This window comes from Hydrotalea sp. GW822-HT8A01, assembly GCF_058798575.1.
This window is the reverse complement of the sequence record NZ_CM179506.1, coordinates 2882897-2908984: the sequence shown is the minus strand read 5'-3', so window position 1 is coordinate 2908984 and position 26088 is coordinate 2882897. Positions and strand designations below refer to the sequence as shown.

Sequence of the window (26088 nt, the reverse complement as noted above, 5' to 3'; positions counted from 1 at the left end):
GCTGAAAATATTTTTATTTTCCGTGCTACACTTGCTACACTTGCTACACGGTTTTATGTAGATAGTGTAGATAGTGTAGGTTTAAAAAAAACTTTTTTTCTCTGCATTTACCCCCGTACCGTAGTTTTTACGTTCTGTTTGATACCCTGAACTCCTTAACCTGTCTGCAAGTGTCCGTACCGAACAGGCTTTAAAACCGCTTTCAATACAGAAGTTTCGGTATTCGCTGAACATATCCTTTAGGGGTATTTCATTTGTGGCTGAAATCTTGTACCCATGTTCACTTAAAAATATCTGCACACTATCGCTCTCAATCCTATATTGTTCAACGGCTCTTTGGGCTGCTTCGCATTCTGAAAACCGATTATGTTCCAGCAACCTGTTAAGCCCTTCCAATACCCAGTTAAAAACCCCTGAAAGTTCATTTTCAATTATTTTCGTATGCAGTCGTTTATCCTGTTCCTGTGGTGGTATAGTAACATCAAAAGGAATAATCAGAAACCGTCTGAAATAGGCGTTCGTATGTTCAACGTCTTTGGGTAATTCATTACAGTTGAAAATTAGTTTTGCATACTGCTTCAAAATGAATGGTTGCCCATAAGGTAAACGGGCTTCAACGGGTTCACCCGAAACCAGTTGTTTAAATATTGAGGCGTCCAAATTGCCGTTTATTTCACTTGCATAGTTTACCAACTTGTTAGCCAACTTCGCCCTGAAATACCCATTATTATTTGAAAGGCTCTGCAATGAAAAACTACTTACATTTTCAACCCCTAATAAAGCATTGACAATTTCAAAAAAAACGCTTTTGCCATTTGCTCCAGTGCCGTATAACACTAAGGCTTTTTCCTCTTTGAGTGTATTACTTCCGTGCTTTATGAATACATACCCCAAATATTCAGCTAAAACCTTTTGCCGTTCTTTGTCGGGCAATACACGGTTTAAATACGCTTCAAATATTGGTGCTTTCGCCTGTGGGTTGTACTCAAAGGGTAATTGATAGGTAATAAAGTCGGAACGGTTGAACGATCTTAAATTTATATCCTGTGGGCTTATTTCAAATGTTCCGTTTTTTAGGTTAATCAATACCCTGTCTTTATTGCTTTCAGGTGTGGGCAAATATGCCGTTGCAAGGAACTGTTTAAAAAGCTGCTCCCTAAATTGGTAAAACTTTGCTGAAAATTTAGCAACTCCCATTTTTTCGGCTGCTTCACCTAAAAACTTTTGGAAAGTTTCTACATCAATTTCAGCCCAAAACGTACCGTTGTACAGGTAAATAAAATCGTGGTTCTTACATAAGCCCCAACGGTTCTTTTCTGCAAGCTCTAAGGCGTTTTCAATAGATAACACTAAAAAGTGTTTCGTATTCAATTTGAAATTTTCTGCATTGTGTGGGTTCGCCAACGCTTCAAAATCCAACGGCTCAAATTGCTCAATAAGTTGGTGTAATATTTCAGCGTGTGGGGTTGCTTCGCTTTTCTTTAAAAGCCTTTCAGCTTCGGCCTTAATATCCTCAACCCCGATACCATATTTATCAAATTCAAATTGAGGATTAAGTTCATTTAATTGCTTATCTTTGGGGCTGTTAAATATCTCATCAACCCCGTAATTCTGTTTGTTCATAATCGGGGTTTTTTATTTGTGAGTATTTACGTAAGTTGCTGCCTGTATTTGCTTCTCCTGATAACTTGTATTACTATTAGATAGCATCCAGGCTTCTAATTTTTCTCTGTCGAAAAAAATACGTTTCCCATTAGGTTTACTAAACGGCAAGATGCCGTTGGCAGTCATCTTATACACATACGATTTTGCATACCCTAAGTACTGGCATCCCTCTTCAAAGGTTAATACCCTTTTTTCTTTAAATTCCATTTTGAATTAAATTTATTTTTTTTAAAAAAATATTTAGTTATCTAAATATGTTCGGGTACGAATATCAACCAAAAGCCAAGTAAGAAAATTTGCCCTTTGCTATAGTACGTGCAATAAAAAAGCCCGCAAATGCAGGCCTGTAAATGGTTCCAGTATTAAAAAAAATTATAGTACGGTATGATACGGTACGTACTTTAGACTATTCAAAATGATGACTTAAAAGAGTTTTATGTTTTTCCCGGTGGGTCTCATTAGTACTGCTTAATTGGTTTTTTATATTGATGCCATATTTTCTCAATGCAAATGAATAAACCGAAACTCTATTTGTAGAGCCTTTTACAAAGTAATTTCTATCAAATAGCAGTTGGCAAAATGCGGCACATTCAATCAAACTTCCTTTTTTCCCTTTTTTCCATTCTTTAATTTTGGCTTGAATCTTTCCTTCTATACTTTCTAAACGGTTTTGTAAACCTGGCTCTATTAAATCTTTCCAGTTACCTTCTTTCTTATAATCCTCACTTAAATATTCAATGAATGCTCCATAAGCGTAACCGGTGGAAGCTTGATAAAACCGAATTTTTTGCACCTTAAGCCTTTCAATCAGTGTACCTCTGTTTTCTATTTTTTGTTGCATTGTTTTATCGTCGTCATCATCATTGAAAACTATATTTAAATCATTTTGTCTCATTCTACTTATAGTCGTAATAGCATTAATTTGGGGGCGATCAATATCGCTTGTTAAAAAGTCTAATAAACTATACTCGATTTTTTGTTTAAACCAATAAAACCCAATTGATGTAAAATCATAAGCATCTCTAATTTGTTTATATTTATCTTCTATTTTTTTTACTTCGGAATCAATACTTGTTTTTTTTTCTTTTATTTTAGTTTCAAAATTTGATTTTAATTTTTCAAGAGTCTTTTTATAAATATAAGAATTACTTATTTTATAATTATCCAAACACTCTGCAATTTTTGAATTTTTAATATTCAAATATTGACTTAAGTCATCTTTCGAATGGTATTTCTTATTTTCAAACAATTCATGTAAAACATTTTCATTTTTTAAAAATGTTAATATATCATTCTTATAATACATAATTTGATTTTTTTTGTTATAAAATAATTATTATAAATCAAAATTGATTTTGTCTGTTGCCACTTGTTTCATTGCTTCTGCTGCTTTTACATACCGTTGTGTATGCTTCAAACTGGTATGTCCTAAAAGTTTTGAGGCGGTTAAAACATCTACATCATTAAATATTAAGTTCGTACCAAAGCTATGCCTTCCATTATGCCAGGTTATTACTTTTTGAATTTTAGCACGTTTTACCCATGCTTTTAATGTTTTGTTCGCTCCATTAGCAGTTGGTAATACAAAAACATCTTTATCCGGGTTTTCAGCTTTACCTAAAAGTTTGATGGCGGTTTCATTTAACGGGGTTGTAACAGATTCTCCTGTTTTACTTTGTGTTACTTCCATTTGTTTACTATCAATCTTTATGTTTTTCCATTTTAAAGTCTTTATATCGCACCAACGTAACCCGGTAACACAAGTAAATAAAAAAGCCCTTCTCACTTCGCTGCTTTCAGTAGGGGTTGCACTCAATATTTTTAATTCCTCCAGCGTTAAGGTATCTTTCTTTTTTGCCTTGCCTTTTACTTTACGTTCTACAAAATCCAGTACATTTTCTTTCATTAATTTTTTACGATAAGCCTGTTTAATCATTTTCTTAAAGCGGCTGTAGTATGACGCTGCACCTTCACCGGTGCTATTAGCTTCTAAGTAATCTATAAAATCCTCAATAATTAATGCAGTAAGGTTGCCAAAGGTTAAACCGGGCTTTTTTATTTCAATTAAATAATCAGCAAAACGATTGAGTGCTCCCTGCATATTTCGTTTATCTTTTTTTGTGTAGCCATCAATAAAAGTCTGCATCCACGCTGTAATGATTGTTTTTTTACCTGCGTCACTAACCATGTTGTAATTATTAGCCTCTAATTCGGCTGCCCTTGCCGCCTTGATAGCTTCGGCCTGTTGCATCAGTTTTTTGTTTTCTTCACGGTCACTTACATTAGAAACCTTTGAAAGTTTAAGATTTGTAAGTGTTTCAATTTTACGCTGCCCATTATTATAAATATCTAATCTTAATGAAGTGCTGCCATCGGCATTTTTGCGCTTTCTTAATATTACACTCATTTTTCCTTTGGTTTGATGTTAGTTTCTCTAAGGTATGAATTTTAAATGAAATAGTGTACCTGAGGTACAATAGAGGTACAAAAAAAGAGAAATAAATGGTAAATTAAAAGAAAGGAAAAGAAAGGAAAAACGTTAAAATCCATACTGGTATTGATTTTTAGGGCATAAAAAAACCACCTAAAAAAGTGGTTTAGTGCCCAGGACTGGATTCGAACCAGCACATCCTTGCGAACGCTGCGACCTGAACACAGTGCGTCTACCAATTTCGCCACCTGGGCATCTGTTTCTGGGCTGCAAATATAATTGCATTTATGTAACCAACAAACTGCAACCCCGAATATCACTATTATCTAACCGACCCCACACCTCAAAACTACCATCTGCATAAACTTTTCCCACATCATCCGTAGCAATAAAACTGCAGCTATACAGATTTGCTAAATCAATAATATTCAAAATACCTTCCCCTTGTAACTGTACATCCAACGGATCATCCTCATTTCGCACCAAAACCTGCATCCAGGATGGGCAGTAAAACCTGCCATTCCCGGATGAATAGGCCTGTGATAGTAACTCTGTCATACCATACTCAGCATGCACATGGGATATACCAAAAGCTTTTTTTAATTGCTGATGCAGTGCTTCACGGGTTATTTCCTTTCTTCGACCCTTCATTCCCCCTGTTTCCATAATGATGGTATTTTGTAAAGGCAGCGGAAATTGTTCGGCAAAATCAAGCAGGGCAAACGTAACTCCAATTAATATTACCGGCTGGCCGGCTGCCTCTAAACGCTGTAAAGTGGCATGCAATTGTTCATATTCATACAAATAGAAACCACTGTCGGGATGCCTGCTTTGTTGCACCAATGTATGCACCATCGCCACTAATGAAGAATGCTTCCTTTCCAAATATGCAGGCAGTAGCCCAATAATACACCAATCTTGCGGCGCACCATAAAATAGTTGAAAAGCAGTTAAAAAGCTGGTTTCATAAATCTGCCAATCCTTTACATAATGTTTACTATTTACGGTTGCGGTGGTGCCGCTGCTTTCAAAAATAATGGGAGGTTCAAAAGCTGTAGTTGTAATAACATGAGTTTTAAAAAAGGAAATGGGAAGAAAAGGAATGGAATCAATTGTATTTTGCTGCTTACCGCCAGTTAATTCAAACCATTGGCGATAAACAGTGTTATTTTTTAATTGAAAATGAAACACTTCCTGAATTACTTTCGTTTTATTTTGAGGTGTAATTGAAAAAATCTTGTTAAGAAGTTCCATTATAGCGAAATAATGTTGAGATGAATGAATTATATTTGAATAGAATATGCAATTTATGAAGGCAAAAATATTAATGATTTTTTGTTTAACAGGACTAATAGCAGGTTGTTCGAAAAATAAATACACCACCCAACCGCAATTAAGCTTAAAAAGTGTGAGCAGAACTGTTGTTGCCAAAGGGCAAACCCTATCCTTTAATATTGAATTTACCGATAAAGAAGGAGACGTACAGGATAGTATGTGGATTCAAAAAGTTTCAAAAGTATGCCCTACCAGTCCTATTGCAAATTTTACCATTAATTTTCAGGTACCCAACTTCCCCTCTACCAAAAACCTGAAAGGCAACTTTGATATTAATTTCATTAACAATGTTACAGGTACCGGTTATTATTACATTACCGGATGTGGGAATGTGCCGGATACCTGCTATTTCAGGTTTGTTTTGAAAGATTTAGCCGGGCATACCAGTGATACGCTTGTTTCGCCGAATATTGTACTTTTACCCTGATGCAATTAAAAGCTTACAGGGGTATCATACCCGCAATTTTTTTTGGCAATTACTTTTATGGTATTTGTGTTGTAGCATTATCTGTTGAAACCGCCTTTCAGTTGAATGTGCCCCTCAACCCATGGCCCTATTATGTTTTAGTTTTTGCTGCAACCGTTGTTTATTATACCAAAGCATATCTTACCGAAAATTTAGAAGATTCAGCTAACAAAAGAGCTCACTGGTATGTAAAACATCACCGTTGGGTATGGATTTCCCAAATCAGCTTATCCATCATTAGCCTGCTTTGTTTTTGTTTGCTGTTAAAAAGCAGCTGGCACCATGTTTTCAATATGACTGCTACAGAGTGGTTACTATGGCTTTCCGTTCCCATTGTAGCAGGCTTGTATTACGGTATAGGCTTTGCGAACTTTAAGTATTTTAATTTAAGAAATACAGGCTGGTTAAAACCTTTTGTAATTGGATTTGTATGGGCGGGTACCATTACCATTTATCCTATACTTTACCGGGCAATGACAGGGTATATTGCATTTCAATTAAATAGTTTTGATATAATGTTTTTCATCAAAAACTTCATGTTTATTGCTGTATTGTGTATTATGTTTGATATAAAAGATTATGCCACCGATTACAACCAACAACTTAAAACATTTGTAGTGCGAGTAGGTTTGCGTAAAACAATTTTTTATATTCTTATTCCACTTTGTGTAATAGGGTTTGGCACTTTTTTAGTGTATACCATTACACACCATTTCAGTGCAGCACGAATTATTTGGAATGCCATTCCATTTATACTCATTCTCACTGTGGCATACTCAATGCACAAACGGCAAAGCATTATGTATTATCTTATTATTATTGATGGATTAATGCTGGTAAAAGCCTGTTGTGGTATTTTCAGTACTTTATTTTAAACATTAAAATTGAATAATATGTCAAAAGAAAAGAAATCAAAAGCAATGTTACCGGAAGCCTCTATGGCATTTTTAAAAAGCTATATTAATACTCCATCGCCGGTTGGTTTTGAAAGTAGCGGACAAAAACTGTGGCTAAACTATATAAAAAATTACACAGATACAACATTTACCGATGCCTACGGAACTGCAGTAGGTATTATCAATCCAAATGAGACATTTAAAGTTGTGATTGAAGCGCATGCCGATGAAATCAGTTGGTATGTTAATTACATTACAGACCAGGGTTTGATTTATTTGAAAAGAAATGGCGGTGTTGACCATCAGATCGCACCTTCCATGCGTGTTTTTATTCATGGCAAAAAAGGGTCAGTAAAAGCGGTATTTGGATGGCCGGCTATTCATACCCGCATGAGTAACGGCGATCAGAAAGAAAATCAGCCCAAGGTTGAAAATCTGTTTTTAGACTGCGGTGCAAGAAGCAAAAAAGAAGTAGAAGCATTGGGCATTCATATTGGCGCAGTGGTAACTTATGCCGATGGCTTTGATGAATTGGCCAACGACTATTTTATTGGCAGAGCTTTTGATAACCGTATTGGCGGATTTATGATTGCTGAAGTGACACGCTTGATAAAGGAGAATAAAGTAAAATTGCCATTTGCATTGTATATTGTGAATGCAGTTCAGGAAGAAATTGGTTTACGTGGTGCGGAAATGATTGCCAGAAGAATTAAACCGGATGTTGCCATTATTACTGATGTAACCCACGATACCCAAACGCCAATGATTAACAAAAATATTGAAGGCGATGTTGCCTGCGGTAAAGGCCCCTCACCTACTTATGGACCTGCAGTTCACAACAAACTACTTCATTTTGTTGAAGAAGTAGCAAAGAAAAAAGATATACCACTGCAAATGCGTGCAGTAAGCAGAAGCACCGGAACCGATACAGATAGTTTTGCTTACGCCAATGATGGCTGCCCCAGCGTGCTCATTTCCATACCACTGCGCTATATGCACACTACCGTAGAAATGATTCATAAAAAAGACATTGAACAAACCATTCAATTAATTTATGAAACATTAATTGCATTGACCCCCAAAACCAATTTAAGCTATTTTTCATAATACAAAAACACCTTCATTCATCGGGTAAAAAACAACATTCCTGCAATTCTTTATTTTTGCCGGATGAATGATTCTAAAAATGCCCAAAAACGCATTGCAATTCTGGATTTATATGATAGCCAGCCAAATGAAGGTATGCGATGTATTAAAGACATCATTGCAGCATGGGGTATTTTGAATAACACAAAAATACAGATGCAGGTATTTGATGTTCGCCAACAATTAGCAGTTCCTGATACATCCTTCGATGCTTATATTTCCAGTGGCGGGCCAGGTTCTCCCCTCGACAGTGAAGGTAATGAATGGGAAGCCGCTTATTTTAATTGGCTGCAATCCATTGAAACATTCAATCTACATGAATCGAATAACAATTTAAAAAAACATATACTTTTTATTTGTCATAGTTTTCAATTAGCCTGCAGGTATTATCAGGTAGGAACCGTTTCTCCAAGAAGATCTACCGCATTTGGTGTTTTCCCGGTGCATCTCCTACCCGCAGGAAAAAAGGAGCCACTCTTTCAAAATTTATCTGATCCTTTTTATGCAGTTGACAGCCGCAACTATCAGGTAATTGCACCAAATGAAACACGCATTGAAGCAATGGGCGGTGCATTTTTAGCCATAGAAAAAGAAAGACCCCATGTTCCTTATGAAAGAGCCATGATGGCCATTCGATTTAATCCTTTTTTTATCGGAACACAATTTCATCCTGAAGCAGATGCGGTTGGTATGCAAATGTATTTACAGCGGGCAGATAAAAAAAAGGCCGTAATTGATGAACATGGAGAAGAAAAATGGCAGAGCATGGTAGCACAATTACAAGACCCCGATAAAATTATGTTTACTTACCACCATATCATTCCTAATTTTTTAACAATGGCTTTAGAAGTGAAACAGACAGTTTCAATATAAATAGCATTTTAGAAGAACAAATGATGGTATATGGTGAATATGTTATATATTTATAGTACAGAAAAAAAATACTATGGTACCATCTATTCGCCAATCATTTAATAGTGCATTTTCTGAAAAAAAATATCAGCACTTCCTGCAATCACTCAACAGTAAACATCCCGGTGCCATTGATTTCAGAGTGGCTGAAACACCCATTTTTATTCCGGCTTCTTTTACAAAAAAAATGCTGAGTGCTTGTGAAAGTATTATAGATGTTATTGTTGCTACCAATTTTAAAAAACTTACAGAACAAGCTGTTCCTCAACAACTCATGGTGCCAAATGAAACAGATTATACAAATTTTATTGCATTTGATTTTGGCATTTGCACCGGAGATAATGGAGCTATAGAACCTCAATTAATTGAAATGCAGGGATTCCCATCTTTGTTTTCCTTCCAGGTATTATATGATGAAATTTTAAGGCAACATTTTGAAATACCAAAACAATATACTGCATTCTTAAATGGTTATGATGCAAACAGTTATATACAAACGCTCAAAAAAATAATTATTGGCAACCATCTTCCTGAAAATGTAATATTGCTGGAATTATTTCCACACCGGCAAAAAACCAGAATTGATTTTTATTGCACAAAAGATTATACCGGCATTGAAACAGTTTGTTTAACAGAATTAATGGTTGAAAATGAAAATATTTTCTATCTGCATCGGGGCCAAAAAACACCTGTATACAGGATATACAATCGAATAATTTTTGATGAATTGTTACAGCAATCCACTGCCGTTCAGAAAAAAGCAGCAGCTATTTTTTTTAACCCTGTAAAAGCAGAATGGATTCCGCATCCTAATTGGTTTTATCGTATCAGCAAATACACGTTACCATTTATAGAACACCCAAATATACCTGAAACACATTTTTTAAATTCTGTGCATCCTTTGCCTGTAAATTTAAACCAATATGTAGTAAAACCTGTTTTTTCATTTGCAGGCCAGGGGGTTATTATAGATGTAAATCAGGAAAACATTACAGCAATACCTGACCCTCAAAATTGGATTCTTCAAAAAAAAGTAGATTATGCTGCTATCATTGAAACGCCTAATACACCTGCAAAAGCTGAAATCAGACTGTTTTATTTTTGGGATGAAGACTGGAAACGCCCCAAAGCAATGATGAATTTAGCCAGATTAAGTAAAGGAAAAATGATTGGAACAAGGTATAACAAAGACCAAGAATGGGTGGGAGGCAGCATGGCATATTTTGAAAAACCTGCTTAAATTTCGTTTAAAAAGTGACGAGTGACCCATTGAATTCTGCAGTTAACAATGGTTTAGGTTACTTTTAAATATGAGGCAAAAAATTTTGTTTACCCTCTCTTTCATTTTCATTAGCTTCTTTAGCTATGCACAGGATAATTATGAAATACAGGTATACGGTTCACAAACACAACCCAAAGGGTCTGCCATGTTTGAATTGCACAGTAATTTTACATTTAATGGCGAAAAAGCCATCATAGACGGCGTACGACCTTCTAACCACGCCCTGCATGAAACTTTGGAAATTACAAATGGAATTACCGATAATTTTGAATTAGGATTTTATTTATTTACTAATTACACATCTCAATACGGTTATCAAATCATAGGCTCACACATACGCCCAAGAATTATGGCACCATTAAGTTGGCATTTACCGGTTGGGTTAAGCCTCTCTACAGAATTTGGTTACCAAAGTAAATACTACTCACCCGACACGTGGAGTATTGAGATTAGACCTATCGTTGATAAACAATGGAAGAATTTATATGTTTCATTCAATCCTACTGTAGGTGTAGCTTTAAAAGGAATTGACCAGCATAAAGCGCCTGATTTTGAGCCCAATGTAAAAGTTGCTTATCAATTTTTTAAAAATACCGATTTTGGATTTGAATATTATGGCTCCGTTGGGCCTATTAATAATTTTGAACAACTGCCGCAAGAAAACCATGCACTATTCCTTGTTTATGATTTAGAAAACAATAACGATTGGGAAGTAAATATTGGCCCCGGATGGGGTTTAACTCCTGCAACCGATGGTTTAGTATTTAAAGTGTTAATCGGGAGAAAAATAAAATGGGGACATAAAATGAATTCCTAACGGATATGCATTGTTGTACAAAACCGTTAGGAATACTTTTATAACATTAATTTTCCATTTTGTTTTTTAGTTTCCCCATTAGGGCATATGCATTTCCACCCGCTAATTGCACCGATAGCCAATTTATATAACCATTGGGCTTTATTTCTACATATCCATTCTGTGAAAGCCCTGTTTCAACTGGCGTTGCAACAAAAGTATTTTTTTCTTTTTGCACAAACACATATTCAGCACCATTGTAATGCACTACTGCATTTTCCGGAACCAAAATAGCCTGATGACTGGTAACATCAAACACACCGGTTAAAAACATACCGGGTAAAAGGCTGTGATTGGGTTTTTCAAAATGGCAATGCAACATTCCCGTTCTGTTATCATTTACATTTTTAGTAACTAAAATCACTTCTACATCATATTTTTTCTCACTATCGCTGATTAATGAAACTTTTCCGGCAGTACCTTTCTGAAACAATTCTATATCTTTTTCAAAAACAGTCATGGCGGCATGTATATCATCCGGGTTTACCAATTCAAACAAAACATCTGAAGGATTTACATATCGGCCAATATTCACATTTACTTTTGTTACATAGCCGGTAATAGGCGATAACAATTGCACAGTTCTGGATATATTTTGTATGGTTAGTTTAGCGGGATTGATATTAATCATCCTGAGTTTTTCTTCCATACCCTTTAACATGGCCATTTGAACATTATAATCAGATAAAGACTGTTGATATGTTTTTTTACTGGTTGCATCCTGTTCACTTAATTCCTTTTGCCGCTGTAAATCAGTTTCCAAAAAACCAAGTTTTGCTTTAGCTACCAGATAATCCTCTTGTAACTGTACATAACTCTGATCTTCCATTAATGCAATCACTTCTCCTTTGTGCACATTGGTTCCGGGCAGCAGATGTGTGCTTTTTAAGTATCCCCCTAAAGGAATACTCACTGATATCATACTTTGCGGAGGCACATCAACCATACCATTAATAGTAACTGTTTGGTGCATTATTTTTTTAATGGGTTGTATTAATTGAATACCTGCATTACGAAATTGCGTATCATTTAATACTACAACGGTATCGGCTTTACCGGTATCATTTTGAGTTTCAGTAGCTGAGGGTGAATTTTTACAAGCCAGTAACACACTGATTGTAATAGCCACAAAAATTAATTTATACATTTTAGTCATTTTTTTTGAATTAATTATTTTTATCTCCATTTACTGCAGCAGATAATGGATTTCTGAAACAGCCATTTGCTGATTATACAGTACACTTAAATAATCATTTTGCAAAGCAATGGCCTGTGCAACAAGTGTACTCCACTCAATATAATTGATGGCACCCGATTGATATTGCAATGAAGCAGTTTGCATTAAAACATTAGCCTGCGCCAAACCTTTTGTTTGATAATATTGTACAGATGAAAAATATTTTTTGTACAACTGTGCATATTTATTATAAGAACCGGACAACTGATTTTCAATGGAAACAATTGCTGCTTTTGCAGTTTGTTCATTAATTGAGGCTGCCTGAATACGGGCATGTTGTGCTTTTGCAAACAGCGGAATGCCCATACCCAAAGAAAAAGAGGAGAAACGTGAGGATGCATTATAATAATCCTCCACCCTGTCTTTAGAAAGTTGCCAGCCAACAATAGACTGATTGTTATAACCAATCACAAAATCGGGTTTCAATTTGGCTTTCTGTAATTTAGTTTGCATCAATGCCTGAAGCTGCTGCTGTTGGTATAAATGCACATACGGGTGTTGCGCTAATTTAGCACTATCCAACAAAATTGGTGTAGCAGCTAAACTATCAGCAGGCTCAAACAATACATTTTGTTGTGTAAATATTTGCAATTGAAATTGTGTTGAAAGAATATCAGCTTTTATTTGTTCCAAACTCATGCTTACATGACCGGCTGTGTTTTCCAAGGTCGTTTTTTCCAACAAATTGCTTTCACCCTTATTATAACGAAGTATTGCCACATTTTTATAAAAACTATAAATACTATCTAACCTTTTCAGCAATTGCAGTTGAGCTGTTTGATACTGTAACGTAACATAGAGTTGTTCTACCAATTTTTTAATTTCTGCTTTTTGCAAGGTTGTTTGTGTCTGAGCAATAGCAGTATTGGTCATAAGCAATTTTTTAACAGAGGCATAATATCCAGGTAAAGCAAAGTTTTGAGTTACCATAATTCTCGAATCAAAAAACATGCTGTTATAATTACCCAGTTCTGCATTCAGTTGTGTTTTCGGCAATTCAGCTGAAGTTGCCTCCATTATTTTATTATACTTTTCCTGCAATAATGAAACTTTTAATGCAGGTGCATTTTGCAAAGCCAGGTCTGTTATTTCCTGCAAAGAAGCTTTTTTTACAGTTGTTTGCGCATGTAAAAATGGCGCACTAAATAAGAGTAACAACAATAACGCACCAGGCAATTTGTTTTTTTGTATGTGTTTCATTGGTTTCTTTTTTGTTTCAAACAACAAATACAATGATGGTAATACTAACAATGTTAATAAGGTTGCCGTTAATAATCCACCTATTACTACAGTGGCCAAAGGTCGTTGTACCTCAGCACCTGCACCATTGCTTAAAGCCATTGGCAAAAACCCTAGTGACGCAACGGAGGCAGTCATTAATACCGGTCGTAACCTGATTTGTGTTGCCTGAATAATAATTTGAATGATTGATTTTCGGCCTTCTACTTTCAAATGATTCATTTCTCCTATTAAAACAATTCCATTTAATACCGCAACACCAAACAATGCAATAAATCCTACACCTGCAGAAATACTAAATGGCATATCCCTTAACCATAGTGCAAATACACCACCAATAGCAGAAAGTGGAATGGCAGAAAAAATAAGTAAGGCATATTTTAAATTCTGAAAAGCAAAGTAGAGCATTAATAAAATTAAAATCAACGCAATGGGTACAGCAATACTTAACCGTTTAGTGGCTCTTTGCAGATTTTCATATTGTCCACCATAAGTAATATAAAAGCCCGGTGGAAATTTTAATTGTTTTTCCACTTTTGCATGTAATTCATTTACAATACTCTCTACATCTCTGCCCCGTACATTAAAACCAACAGTAATTCTACGGTGGGCATCTTCACGTTGTATTTGATAAGGACCATCTTTTACTTCAATACTTGCCAAATTATTCAATGGAATCTGCAACCCATTTGCAACACCGATTTGCAGGTTACCAATATTGCTGATACTTTCTCTCTGATTCTCATCTAACCGAATCACTAAATCGTAACGTTTATCGCCTTCAAATACCAATCCTGCTGTGGCACCGGCATAAGCTGCCTGTACCGCCATATTTATGTCAGCAATATTGGCACCATATTTTGCAATGGCTTCCCTGTTGTAATGAATCACAATTTGCGGAACTCCGGTAACTGTTTCCACATATAAATCACGAGCACCTTTAACCGATTGAATGATATTGCCCAATGCACCTGCAAAATGAGCCAGTGAGTCTAAATCATCTCCAAAAATTTTACATACTACATCTTGCCTGGCGCCGGTCATCAATTCATTAAAACGCATTTGCACCGGGAATTGAAAACCGGTAGCCACACCCGGAACCTCCTCTAAGGCTTTGCTCATTTTTTCAGCCAGCTCATCAAATGTTTTAGCGCTGGTCCATGTTTTTTTATCTTTCAGAATTACCATCATGTCAGCAGCCTCTACCGGCATAGGATCGGTTGGAATTTCGCCGGAACCAATTTTGGTAACTACTTTTTCTACCTCGGGAAATTGATGCAACAATACGCTTGCAGTTTTTTCGGTAGTAGCAATGGTGTTGGTTAATGAAGAGCCCGTTAACAAGCGGGTATCAACGGCAAAATCACCTTCTTCTAATTTTGGGATAAACTCGCCACCCAATGTAGTAAGCAACCATACCGCCACTATAAAAAATATAAAACTAATGGCAACAATGGTTTTAGGAACTTTTAAAACTTTAATCAAAACAGGCTTGTACCATTGCTGCAAACGCATTATCATTTTATCAGAAAAGTTTTTTTTGTGCTTCACTTTTTTACTCAGTAACAATGAAGTAATCATTGGCACATATGTAAGCGATAAAATAAACGCACCCAAAATAGCAAAGGAAACCGTTTCTGCCATTGGCTTAAACATTTTTCCTTCTATTCCCTGCAAACTAAGTATGGGTAAATAAACAATCAGTATTACAATTTGCCCAAATGCAGCAGAACTCATCATTTTACCTGCTGATGATTCCACTTCTTTATCCATTAGATGCTGATTCAATTTCGTTGCATTGATATATGCATGTGAATGCACAATTTTATGCATCACAGCTTCAACTATAATTACCGCTCCATCTACCAACAAACCAAAATCGAGTGCACCCAAACTCATTAAATTGCCACTAACACCAAAAAAATTCATCATTACAACAGCAAATAGCATACTCAATGGAATAACAGAAGCTACAATAAGGCCGGCACGTAAGTTTCCCAAAAAAACAATTAGCACAAACAGTACAATTAACGCGCCTTCCTCTAAGTTTTTTTCAACGGTACTAATGGCGTTATTCACCATTTTTGTTCTGTCTAAGAAAGGTTCTATCATCACACCTTCGGGCAATGACTTTTCAATTTCTTTAATACGCTTTTTTATATTGCCAATTACCTGGTTGCTATTTCCACCCTTTATCATCATCACTACCGCACCGGCTACTTCACTTTTATCATTAAAAACAGTTGCTCCATATCGTATAGCTGTACCATATCTTACATCGGCTACATCACTAATTAAAACAGGTATTCCGTTATCTGTTTGTTTTACTACAATGTGTTGAATATCATCCAGTGTTTGCACTAATCCTTCCGTTCTAATAAATAAAACATTAGGACCTTTCTCAATATAAGCGCCACCTGTATTTTGATTATTGGCATTCATAGCCTTGAACACATCGGCAATGGTTAACTGAAAACTCTTTAATTTATCTGTATTCACAGCAACTTCATATTGCTTCACCTTTCCACCAAAACTGCTTACATCTGCAACCCCATCTGTACCTAATAATTGGCGACGCACAATCCAGTCTTGAATATCTCTCAAATCTGCCAAAGAATATTTTCCCTCATATCCCGGCTTTGGCCTAACAACATATTGAAATATTTCTCCAAGACCTGTTGTAACTGGACCCAATTCGGGTGTCGCAATGCCGAGGGGAATTTGCGATTGTACCTTTACCAAACGTTCACTGATTTGCTGACGTGCCCAGTACAAATCGGTATTATCATCAAACACAATTGTTACCAAACTTAAACCGAAACGAGAAAAACTTCTTTGCTCGGCAATACCGGGCACATTGCGGGTTGCCTGTTCAATGGGCACCGTAATTAATCGTTCTACATCCGGAGCACCCAAACTCGGCGCAGAAGTAATGATTAAAACCTGATTATTAGTAATATCCGGTACTGCATCAATCGGTAATTTGGTAACCGAATAAACGCCATATCCAATCCATGCAAATAACAGTAATCCAATAATCAGTTTATTTCTTACAGAAAATTGTATAATAGCTTGTAGCATAATAAACACATACATTTAAATATTTAGAATAGCCTACAACAAGCTGGTACCGCTTAATTACAATAACAGTATACCAACATGAAAGTGATGTAGATGAAATAAAATAGAGTACTACAATTTTTATGATAAAAATTGCTGTGTATTATGCTAATTTGGGAGGCTGAAAAATATCCTGTAAGCGGGTGAAGGAGTATTCCGGATCTTTATCGATTCTAAAAGTTTTTTGAACAAATGGAGGCGGGGCAGACTGAACAGAAATAGGATGTGAAGGCATACTTACAAAACCAAACATAAACGCATTAGCAGACTGCTGTGTTTTAAAAGGCAATTGTTGATCTTGCTGCCAGTCAGCATCAATCACCAATTTCTTATTGTAATGAATTCTTAAAAAAGAAATAAAAGAAATATCGGGATCTTCTGAACGATGCTGTATGTAATGCTGTACCAATAAAGGCAATTTGAGTAACTGATAAGCTTCAGTTGCCCCAAACAGGAAAATAAGTATTAAAAATATTGCAGCAATTTTTTTCATTATTGGTACTAAAACATGTGCAATTTACGCATTTATTTTAAATAAAAAGCCGGATCATTGCAATCTGGCCCATTATTATACAATAATATACATATTTTTAATCTACCCGGCAAGTAGGATAAACCTGCCATTAGTTTGTTGATTTTGATGAATAAGTGGCTCCTTTTCTGAATTTAAAATGCACATTTTTATTCTTCATCCAATCAATTAACTTAACGAAATTTACAAAGATGAAAATAAGACCTAAAGGAAGGCCAATTACATAATCCCAAACACCGGCAGCATGTTCAGAAATTAAAGCCCAAAAATAAAAAATAGAAACAGGCATTAAAAAAACGATACCGGTTACCATACCCGGGTTATATTTGGTTTTAGCTTTGATGTTGTAGTAAAAAGTATGCATTATAAAATTACCAAATAAAAACAGCATTACTGCAATACCCAGCCAAACAGCAGATATTGATAAAAAACCGGCAATAATAAAGGTAGTCCACTGCACACCCACATCCATTATAAAAGCGCTATTGGGGTTTAATGGATAACTATCTGGCAGTTTGCTTTTGTACAATACCTTATTAATCATTTGTGGGAAATAACCCGGCCAGTGATACTCTTCAAACTGGTGCAATAACAATGATGCAAAACCAACCCAGATAGCGAGTGTAACATCTGATATTTTATTAATTTCCATGAAAATACCCTTCAACACTACAACTGATAAAACGGCACCCACATCAAACCATTTTCTTCTAAAAAATTCTAACATAAGATAAAATTTAGGGGTGAAAAAATATTGATATAGCTAATTTTATAAGTCCAATAACCATACCATTTAACATATAAATAAATATTTCATACACTCAAACCCTTAACTGCAAACGCTTACAGTAGATAATTAAAAAAAAATTAAAATGCACTGAAGGTGAATGACCAAATTAAATCTATAAAAGCAATCAATTTTTTACAAACAGAAAAATAAATGCCTGTCTAAAACTTTAGTATCAGAACATAAGTTACAAATAAAAATTCAAGTATGCAAGCAATTTTTTATTGATTGATATTAGTGTCCTTCAAAAAATAAAAAGTGAAAGTATGTTACAGTTTCAGTCAACTACTAATTTACAAAATTCCACCATACCCCAAATCGAAACCATAAAGGCCTTTCCGGATAAAGTGGTGTAATAAAATTGTATTTATTGAAGGTAAACCCTTTGGAAGGGTTGATGGTATTGATGTTTTCTAACCGAATAAATCCTTTGAAGCCTTTAATTCTAAAATGGAAAAACAAATTCACATCCGGTCGGTTAGCTGTTATGTAAGCAGACTGATAAAAGAACTGGCCAATAAAAGGGGAATAATTGTCGGCTTTAAAATTTGAATAGTACCTTACTTCAATACCTGTAGAAAGAAATAAGTTGGTATAAAAATTACCTTCAAAAGCCAGTCGGTTTCTGGTTAATAAAAAAGGTACATGAATAGGAGCATTTCCGGTTACCTGTTGTAAATGTACTTCGGTATACCAATTCCAATGCTTTGTGAGTTTAAATTTCTTCTCAGCACTTACATGAATAAAATTGAATAAATTTTTATCCTGGGTAGCCACAAAGAAACTATCAAAATAAGTGTAATTATTCATCAAATAATATTCACCACTTAAAGTAAACGCCGCTTTCGGATTATCATAAATAGCAGATAATTTAGTAATATTTTCTTTTGAAAAATTCTGTTTGTCACTCACCGGGAATGCAGTAGCAGGATCGAAAATAAAAGAAGGTGTTCTGTTTGTATTTTGAAAACCTAATGCCAATGTTCCTAACCGTTTACTTAATTCTCTTTGCAGACTTATGAAAGCATGATAATCGCCACTATTATACCCATTCAGATATAATTTACCAGATATCTCTACATCCCATTTTTGATTTCGGGTTCTGTTTCTGTATTCACCCAACAAATAAATATTATGATAATTTTGCGTTCGTGTATTGAGTGTATCGGTAAATGTTCCTTTTAATAGCTGGATACCTAAACCTGCTTTAAAAAACTGACTTTGATTGTTTTTATCGGGAAATGTAATGGCGGCAAACTCGTTGGTAATATTACTCCAGGCATCTTTATAACTTAAACTGTCGCGTATGGTGCTGAAATTAAAATATTGCTGGTATTGCGAATCAATTACATTGTTGTCATAATAATTATAACTACTACTTTTAATAATGAGTGTATGTTGTAAACGCAAACGAGCATAAAACAACTTATAAGTAACAGAATCGGTTACCAATGAATCCTTCTTGCCAAAATCGTATTGTTGCCTAAACAAATAAGTATTTTGCTTATATACATTACCCGTACTAACAGTTGTGCTAAATGGGTTGGGGTTGGCAATACCGGCAATACCCAATCTGGTTTCCAATTCATATGGATTGTTGAGTGCAAGGTTATTAATTTTACCGGGGTTTTTTAAACCCCCATTTTCAGAGGATGCATTTTTATTGGAAAGAAAAATGAAGTAATTTTCGTAGCGTTTATTCGGCGATTGATAATGGGTGGTAAACCGTAAATTATTGTTACTGGCATTTTGATTTTTATAAGTACCGGGTGCATTTGTAAACCGATATTCGAAAGAAAAATTGAAATTACTTTTTCGGTTTTGCGTATGCAAAAAATCGAGCAACTGTTCTGATTTATTGCCTAACAAATATGCAATTTCCGTATAGGGACGCGTTGTTTGATATATTTTAGTATTTTCTAATGTAAAATTATAAATATCAAACTGATGAAAACCGGCATCCCAACCGGATTGCATCATGGGAGAAAACAACAGGGAATGCGATGCAGTTCCAAAATTGCCTAACGTATAATAATTGTAAGGTTGTGGGAAGCGCTTTGTAAAATCATTTAAAGAAGAATCTATTTTACGAATACTGGTAGAGTCGAAATGCCTGTAAAAAATAGTGATAGAATCCGCATACTTATCACGGTGTTGCAATGAATCTTGTTTGGGTTGTGCAGGAATAGGACGCCCGTTTCTATCATAAGAAACATTACCGGTATTACCACCTCCAAATCGGCCGGATTGACCGTATTGTTGTTGCGCAGCAGCTAAGTTTGTAAAGCTGATGAAAACCATCCATAAAAAAATTATTTTTACTGCTGCCAATCTGTTCATGCTAACTAAATGATGTGCAAATTAAAGCTAAAGCTTTAAAAGAACCGTTATAATCCATGCACACTTGTATTATAATTGTTGAATTAACTCCATAAACAACAAACTAAGCTTAGGTTCTGCAGCTTTGGCGGCTTGCAATACTTCTTCGTGGGTAATGATGTTATCTTCATGACGAATTCCTAAATCGGTTACTACGCTTACTGCAAATACTTTCATACCTGCATGCACTGCGGCAATGGTTTCCTGAACAGTACTCATTCCCACCACATCACTGCCAACAATTTTAATAAGTTGGTATTCGGCATGTGTTTCAAAAGTAGGTCCGGTAACAGCCGTATAAATCCCCTGATGCAATTCAATATTGTTTTCTTTTGCAATTTGAATTGCCTTTTCAATAAGTACTTTACAATAAGGTTCACTCATGTCGGGAAAGCGGGTACCCAAAGCCTCTTCATTGGGACCTATTAATGGATTGGCAGTAAAAAAGCTAATATGGTCTTTTAAAATCATTAAATCCCCCACTTTATAATCGGGGTTCACAGCTCCGGCAGCATTGGAGAGTAAAAGGGTTTCAACTCCCAACAACTTCATTACCCGAATAGGAAAAACCACTTGTTGTGGAACATAGCCTTCATAAAAATGAAAACGACCTGCCATAACAATAACAGTCTTTCCTTTTAGTTTTCCAATAATTAATTTACCGCCATGTCCCTTTACGGTACTAACAGGAAAATGCGGAATTTGTGTATAAGGAATTTCTTTTTCAGCTTCTACCAAATTGGCTAAATTACCAAGACCACTGCCTAAAACTATACCCACTTTAGCTGTAATGTTTGCTTGTGACATAATATATGCAACTGCTTCCTGTAACTCGCTCATTAAATTGCTCATTATTATAAAATTTGAAAAGTATTAATACAATGTCTTTTTGTCTTTTTGTTGCCAGGCTTCAAACATAGCAATGGCTTCGTTTCTGCCTATACATTCCATTACTATTTTACGCTGATCTACCGGCAGCGTTAATTCATGATAAATAAATGAATCATCAAATCCAATGGCTGCAGCGTCTTCCCTTGTATTGGCATAATATACTTTTTTAGGCCTTGCCCAATAAATAGCACCCATGCACATGGGGCATGGTTCGCAGGTAGTATAAATTTCGCAGTCGATAAGCTGAAAATCGTTCAATACTTTACAAGCCTCCCGAATGGCTGTTACTTCGGCATGTGCGGTAGGGTCGTTTAACAACAACACCTTATTGCAACCCCGGGCAATAATTTCGTCATTTTTCACAATTACACAGCCAAATGGTCCACCCTGGTTAGCCATCATTCCTTCCAAACCTACTTTAATGGCTTCTCTCATATAATGTAAAGCACTCATGTACACTTGTTTTAGCAGCTGCAAGGATATTACATATTTTTTAATAAGGGAAAAAAAGTGGATAAAACAACAACAGCCTTAACGGAAAGTAAGGCTGTTGCAAGAAGATGGATTATTTGTTTTAACCTCTATATATTAGCTTTGGGCAGATCATTTATTTCATCTAAACGTTGCCTGCGCAATGCTTCTAATTTCTGTTTGCCATAAGCTATCTTAGCAATCAGCACAAATAAAACAGGCACTATAAAAATAGCCAGTAAAGTGGCAGCCAGCATACCACCCAACACGGTAAATCCAATGGTAGAACGGGCAATCGCGCCGGCACCGGTTGAAAAAGCCAAAGGCAATACTCCTAAAATAAAAGCCATTGAAGTCATTAAAATTGGTCGTAATCTTAATTTAACAGCCTCCAGTGTTGCAGGTACTATATCCATTCCACTATCTACCCTTTCCTTGGCAAACTCAACAATTAAAATGGCATTTTTTGCAGCCAGACCAATTAGAGTTACCAAGCCAATTTGCGCATATACATTATTATCGAGCCTTGGAATAAATGTTAACGTTAAAATGGCACCAAAAGCACCAATGGGGACCGCCAGCAATACCGAAAATGGAATACTCCAACTTTCATATAAAGCTGCTAAAAACAGAAATACAAATAAAATAGATAAGCTAAATATATACACTGTACTGTTGCCGGCATTAATTTCTTCGCGGCTTAAACCAGAAAACTCATAACCATAGCCTGCAGGCAATACTTGTGCAGCTACTTCTTTTAATGCATCAATGGCCTGCCCACTACTATACCCTTCTTTGGGTGTACCATTAATTTCGGCCGTTCTAAATAGATTGTAGTGCGAAATAAGCGGTGCGCTTTCCGTAAGCTGATAAGTGATTAAAGTACTCATCGGCAACAAAGTACCTGCCTGATTTTTTACATAATACTGATTCAGGTCTTTAATATCACCACGATATAAGGAATCTGCCTGAGCCACTACGTGAAAATTTCTGCCATAAATGGTAAAATCATTTACATAACGACTTCCCAGAAATGTTTGCAAGGTATTGTATACATCTGCAATAGAAACTCCTAATTTTTTACATTTTTCACGATCAACATCTACCTTATAACCCGGAGTTCGAGCAGTAAAGAAGCTAAATGCCCTGGCTATTTCCGGCCTTTTATTGGCCGCCATTACAAAATTCTGCACCACTTTTTCAAAGGTTTTAATATCGTCGGTGCTTTCTCGTTGCTCTAATTCAAATGTAAAACCGGCAGTTTGCCCCAAACCAGGAATGGCAGGTGGCTGAATTACCACAATATTTGCCTCTTTGATAATGGCAAAGCGTTTTTGAAGCGTTGCAATGATGGATTTAATTTGTTGTGATTTATCGGTACGTTGATCCCAAGGTTTTAATTGGCAGAAGATGGTTCCGCTGTTTGATTTGGTGGCAAATGTTACTACGTTCAATCCGCCTAAAGCCGCAAAATGGCCTACTCCTGGAACTTCTTTTAAAATTCCCATCATCCGGTTTAATACATCTAAACTTCGGGTGGTTGAGCTGGCTTCTGGTAACTCAAACGTAATATAAATACGGCCTTCATCTTCAGTAGGAATAAAGCCGGTGGGTTTGTTTTTAAACAAAATGGCAGTTCCAACAAAAATACAAACTAGCAATACCATTGTATAAGGTGCCCATTTAATTACCTTTCTTACACCAATGGTATATTTAGCTGTTGTTCTTCTAAACCATTCATTAAAACGGAAAAAGAACTGATTAATACCTCTTGATTTTTTGTTTAAGTCCATAGGTCGCAACATCAGTGAACAAAGGGCAGGTGTTAATGACAATGCAACAAATGCAGAAATTAACACAGAAATTGCAATGGTGATAGCAAATTGCTGGTACAAACGCCCAACAATACCGGGTATAAAACCAACAGGAATAAAAACTGCTGCCAGAATTAAAGCAATGGCCACTACCGGACCCGATATATCGTTCATGGCACGTGCAGTAGCCTCTTTGGGCGTTAAATGTTCTTGATCAATATAGTGCTGCACAGCTTCTACCACCACAATGGCATCATCTACCACAATGCCAATGGCCAGTACAAAACCAAACATGGTTAATGTGTTAATGGTAAACCCTAAGGGTACAAAAAATGCAAATGTGCCAATAATAGAAACCGGAATGGCCAATACCGGAATTAAAGTAGCACGCCAGCTTTGCAGGAATAAGAATACAACCAGAGTAACCAGTGCCAACGCTTCTAATAAAGTTTTTACCACTTCATCAATCGATACTTTTACAACAGAAACAGATTCAAATGGAACGGTATAATCTACATCTTTCGGAAAAGACTGCCGCAACTGATTCATGGCATTATACACACCCTGCGCAGTCTCCAATGCATTGCTGCCCGGCGCCTGGTATACCAGTAAATAAGAAGCTCTTTTACCATCTACAAATGAATTGCTGGCATAACTGAATTTACCCAATTGTATACGGGCTACATCTTTTAAATACACCAATGACCCATCAGATGGTTTACTGCGAACAATAATATGTGCAAACTGATCTTCGGTACTCAACCTACTATTGGTAAACACATTGTATTCAAACGACTGGTCGTTGCTTTGCGGAGGAGCTCCTACCGATCCGGCAGCAATTTGCAGGTTTTGATCCTGCAGTGCATTCAACACATCGGTAGTAGTTAACCCTAACTGCGCCATTTTATCGGGTTGTAACCAGATACGCATGCTAAAATCATCGGCACGGGTAAAAATATCGCCCACCCCTTTTACACGCAACAACGCATCGCGTACAAATATGTTGGTATAGTTATCTACAAAAGTTACGCTATGGGTGCCATTGGGCGAGTACATAGCCACCAGCATTAAAATACTGGGATTTCTTTTACGGGTAGTAAGGCCCAGTCGCTTTACATCATCGGGCAATTGTGGTGTGGCAATACCCACTCTGTTTTGTACATCAAGTGCACCAATATTTACATCGGCTCCTACATTATATACTACATTAATGGTGGTGCGCCCATCGCTGGTACTATTGCTTTGCAGATAAGCCATTCCGGGTGTACCGTTTACCTGCGTTTCAATAGGTGTAGTTACAGTTTGTTCAACGGTTTGTGCATCTGCCCCATTAAAGGTTCCGGTAATTTGAACCGTTGCAGGTGTAATATCGGGATATTGACTTATGGGTAAATTTAAAATAGCCAAAACGCCCAATAACACAATTACAATAGATATAACAATTGCCGTAACCGGGCGTTTTATAAATGTATTTGCAATCATAATATTTTCTAAATTATTTGTTTAGTGAGTCTGCGGTGCAGCTAATTGAACTTTTGCACCATCTCTTAATTTTTGTATCCCATCGATTACAATGGTATCACCTTCTTTTAAACCGGAACGAACCACAATTTTATCATTGATGCGTTGACCTAAAGCAATTTTCTGTTCTGTAACAGTTTGGTTGGCACTCAGTACAAACACAAAATATTCACCCATTTGCTCTACCACTGCTTTAAATGGAATGAGTAAAAATTGTTGCAATGGATTATTGTTCTTTACCCGAACATTACAACTCATTCCGGGTTTTAGCATATTGTCTTTATTGGGGAAGATGAATCGAACACGAATGGTACTGGTTTGGGGATCTACTGCCCTGTCAATAAAACTAAGTGTACCGGGTAAAGGATATACAGACTGGTCATTAAAGTTCATGGTAAACATAGAATCTGAAGCCGGTGCAGGATGTGCTTTTAATGCAGCAAAGCGGGGTATTAGGCTTTGATCTACAGCAATATCAACTGCCATCGGATTGTCTGAAGATATTGTATTCAATAAAGTTTGATTGGCCGAAATAAGTGTACCCATTTTTACCTGCGAAATGCCAATGGTACCATCAAAAGGTGCATATAAAACAGAAAATTTCAGATCGGTTTCTGCTCTTGCAACTGCTGCTTTTGAAGCTGCTACCTGCATTTTTGCAGCCTGTAAATCTGTAATGGCATGATCAACTACCTGACGGGCTATGGCATCTTTCTTTAGCAGTTCGGTATAACGGTCGGCATCTTGCTGTGCCTTGTCTAAATTAGCCAAAGCCACATTCATATTGGCTACTGCCTGATTATAAGCAGCCTGATAAGTTTCATGGTCAATATCATACAACTTCTGACCCTTGTAAACATGTTGTCCGTCATTAAAAAAAATACCTTTTATGTATCCGGTAACCTGTGCACGCAATTCAATTTCGTTGAGTGCTGCAACAGTGGCAGGATAGTTATCATAATATACGGCCGAACCTTTTTGTACCTGGTAAGTGTTAACAGCAACGGGTGGCAGTGCTTGTTGTTGCTGTTTGTTGGTGCAGGATGCCATTAAAACTAATCCTGTAAAATATACCAAAATATAACGTAACGAATTATTCATATAAAAA

At 36.2% G+C, this 26088-nt stretch carries 20 protein-coding genes and 1 tRNA gene; 6 read left to right on the top strand and 15 right to left on the bottom strand.

The genetic code is table 11. From position 1 onward, the window contains the following. Positions 1 to 81 precede the first annotated feature (81 nt). The 6 genes from AC3QLY_RS12905 to AC3QLY_RS12880 form a co-directional block, all read right to left on the bottom strand. Complete coding sequence (locus tag AC3QLY_RS12905; RefSeq protein ID WP_492989842.1) at positions 82 to 1623, bottom strand: DNA primase family protein; 1542 nt, start codon at positions 1621 to 1623, stop codon at positions 82 to 84. 12 nt (positions 1624 to 1635) lie between these two features. Further along, positions 1636 to 1872, bottom strand: a complete 237-nt coding sequence (locus AC3QLY_RS12900) for a helix-turn-helix transcriptional regulator (protein WP_492989841.1) — start codon at positions 1870 to 1872, stop codon at positions 1636 to 1638. Positions 1873 to 2071: 199 nt separating this feature from the next. Continuing rightward, complete coding sequence (locus AC3QLY_RS12895; RefSeq protein WP_492989840.1) at positions 2072 to 2971, bottom strand: hypothetical protein; 900 nt, start codon at positions 2969 to 2971, stop codon at positions 2072 to 2074. Between the two features lie 30 nt (positions 2972 to 3001). Continuing rightward, a complete protein-coding gene (locus AC3QLY_RS12890; RefSeq protein WP_492989839.1) occupies positions 3002 to 4072 on the bottom strand; it encodes a tyrosine-type recombinase/integrase in 1071 nt (356 codons plus the stop codon). A gap of 194 nt (positions 4073 to 4266) precedes the next feature. Continuing rightward, positions 4267 to 4350, bottom strand: a tRNA-Leu gene (locus tag AC3QLY_RS12885). 31 nt (positions 4351 to 4381) lie between these two features. Next, positions 4382 to 5350 carry a LuxE/PaaK family acyltransferase gene (locus tag AC3QLY_RS12880; RefSeq protein ID WP_074419190.1) on the bottom strand — a complete coding sequence of 323 codons (969 nt, stop codon included), beginning with the start codon at positions 5348 to 5350 and terminating at the stop codon, positions 4382 to 4384. A gap of 55 nt (positions 5351 to 5405) precedes the next feature. On the opposite strand from AC3QLY_RS12880, the gene AC3QLY_RS12875 reads away from it, so the two are divergent. The 6 genes from AC3QLY_RS12875 to AC3QLY_RS12850 all read left to right on the top strand — a co-directional run bounded on the left by AC3QLY_RS12875 (position 5406) and on the right by AC3QLY_RS12850 (position 10950). Continuing rightward, positions 5406 to 5858: a hypothetical protein gene (locus tag AC3QLY_RS12875; protein WP_141676743.1), complete on the top strand. Its 453-nt coding sequence runs from the start codon at positions 5406 to 5408 to the stop codon at positions 5856 to 5858. Next, a complete protein-coding gene (locus AC3QLY_RS12870) occupies positions 5858 to 6772 on the top strand; it encodes a UbiA prenyltransferase family protein (RefSeq protein WP_492989838.1) in 915 nt (304 codons plus the stop codon). The genes AC3QLY_RS12875 and AC3QLY_RS12870 overlap by 1 nt, the downstream gene beginning before the upstream one ends. A gap of 18 nt (positions 6773 to 6790) precedes the next feature. Further along, a complete protein-coding gene (locus tag AC3QLY_RS12865; RefSeq protein WP_492989837.1) occupies positions 6791 to 7900 on the top strand; it encodes a M42 family metallopeptidase in 1110 nt (369 codons plus the stop codon). Between the two features lie 63 nt (positions 7901 to 7963). After that, positions 7964 to 8812, top strand: coding sequence for a type 1 glutamine amidotransferase (locus AC3QLY_RS12860; RefSeq protein WP_074419187.1), 849 nt, complete (start codon positions 7964 to 7966; stop codon positions 8810 to 8812). A 73-nt stretch (positions 8813 to 8885) separates the two neighbouring features. Next, positions 8886 to 10091: a hypothetical protein gene (locus AC3QLY_RS12855; protein ID WP_218331356.1), complete on the top strand. Its 1206-nt coding sequence runs from the start codon at positions 8886 to 8888 to the stop codon at positions 10089 to 10091. Positions 10092 to 10161: 70 nt separating this feature from the next. Continuing rightward, entirely contained in the window at positions 10162 to 10950 is a 789-nt protein-coding gene (locus AC3QLY_RS12850; RefSeq protein WP_218331357.1) for a hypothetical protein, read from the top strand. 46 nt (positions 10951 to 10996) lie between these two features. On the opposite strand, the gene AC3QLY_RS12845 is transcribed toward AC3QLY_RS12850, so the two are convergent. The 9 genes from AC3QLY_RS12845 to AC3QLY_RS12805 form a co-directional block, all read right to left on the bottom strand. Then, the gene (locus AC3QLY_RS12845) at positions 10997 to 12136 is read right to left on the bottom strand and encodes an efflux RND transporter periplasmic adaptor subunit (protein ID WP_176712982.1); all 1140 of its coding nucleotides are present in this window, start codon (positions 12134 to 12136) and stop codon (positions 10997 to 10999) included. A gap of 39 nt (positions 12137 to 12175) precedes the next feature. Then, a complete protein-coding gene (locus tag AC3QLY_RS12840) occupies positions 12176 to 16546 on the bottom strand; it encodes a CusA/CzcA family heavy metal efflux RND transporter (protein WP_218331358.1) in 4371 nt (1456 codons plus the stop codon). A gap of 142 nt (positions 16547 to 16688) precedes the next feature. Next, complete coding sequence (locus tag AC3QLY_RS12835; RefSeq protein WP_074417804.1) at positions 16689 to 17078, bottom strand: hypothetical protein; 390 nt, start codon at positions 17076 to 17078, stop codon at positions 16689 to 16691. A 130-nt stretch (positions 17079 to 17208) separates the two neighbouring features. Beyond that, the gene (locus tag AC3QLY_RS12830; RefSeq protein WP_074417805.1) at positions 17209 to 17844 is read right to left on the bottom strand and encodes an HXXEE domain-containing protein; all 636 of its coding nucleotides are present in this window, start codon (positions 17842 to 17844) and stop codon (positions 17209 to 17211) included. Positions 17845 to 18192: 348 nt separating this feature from the next. Continuing rightward, positions 18193 to 20244: a putative porin gene (locus AC3QLY_RS12825; RefSeq protein WP_288072723.1), complete on the bottom strand. Its 2052-nt coding sequence runs from the start codon at positions 20242 to 20244 to the stop codon at positions 18193 to 18195. A gap of 69 nt (positions 20245 to 20313) precedes the next feature. Further along, positions 20314 to 21135 (bottom strand): purine-nucleoside phosphorylase, encoded by an 822-nt coding sequence (locus AC3QLY_RS12820; RefSeq protein WP_074417807.1) that lies wholly within the window; start codon positions 21133 to 21135, stop codon positions 20314 to 20316. Between the two features lie 21 nt (positions 21136 to 21156). Next, complete coding sequence (locus AC3QLY_RS12815) at positions 21157 to 21627, bottom strand: nucleoside deaminase (protein ID WP_218331360.1); 471 nt, start codon at positions 21625 to 21627, stop codon at positions 21157 to 21159. 128 nt (positions 21628 to 21755) lie between these two features. Beyond that, on the bottom strand, positions 21756 to 24941 hold the full coding sequence (locus tag AC3QLY_RS12810; RefSeq protein ID WP_218331361.1) for an efflux RND transporter permease subunit: 3186 nt from the start codon (positions 24939 to 24941) through the stop codon (positions 21756 to 21758). Positions 24942 to 24962: 21 nt separating this feature from the next. Continuing rightward, positions 24963 to 26081 (bottom strand): efflux RND transporter periplasmic adaptor subunit, encoded by a 1119-nt coding sequence (locus tag AC3QLY_RS12805; protein ID WP_492989836.1) that lies wholly within the window; start codon positions 26079 to 26081, stop codon positions 24963 to 24965. Between the last annotated feature and the right edge of the window lie 7 nt (positions 26082 to 26088).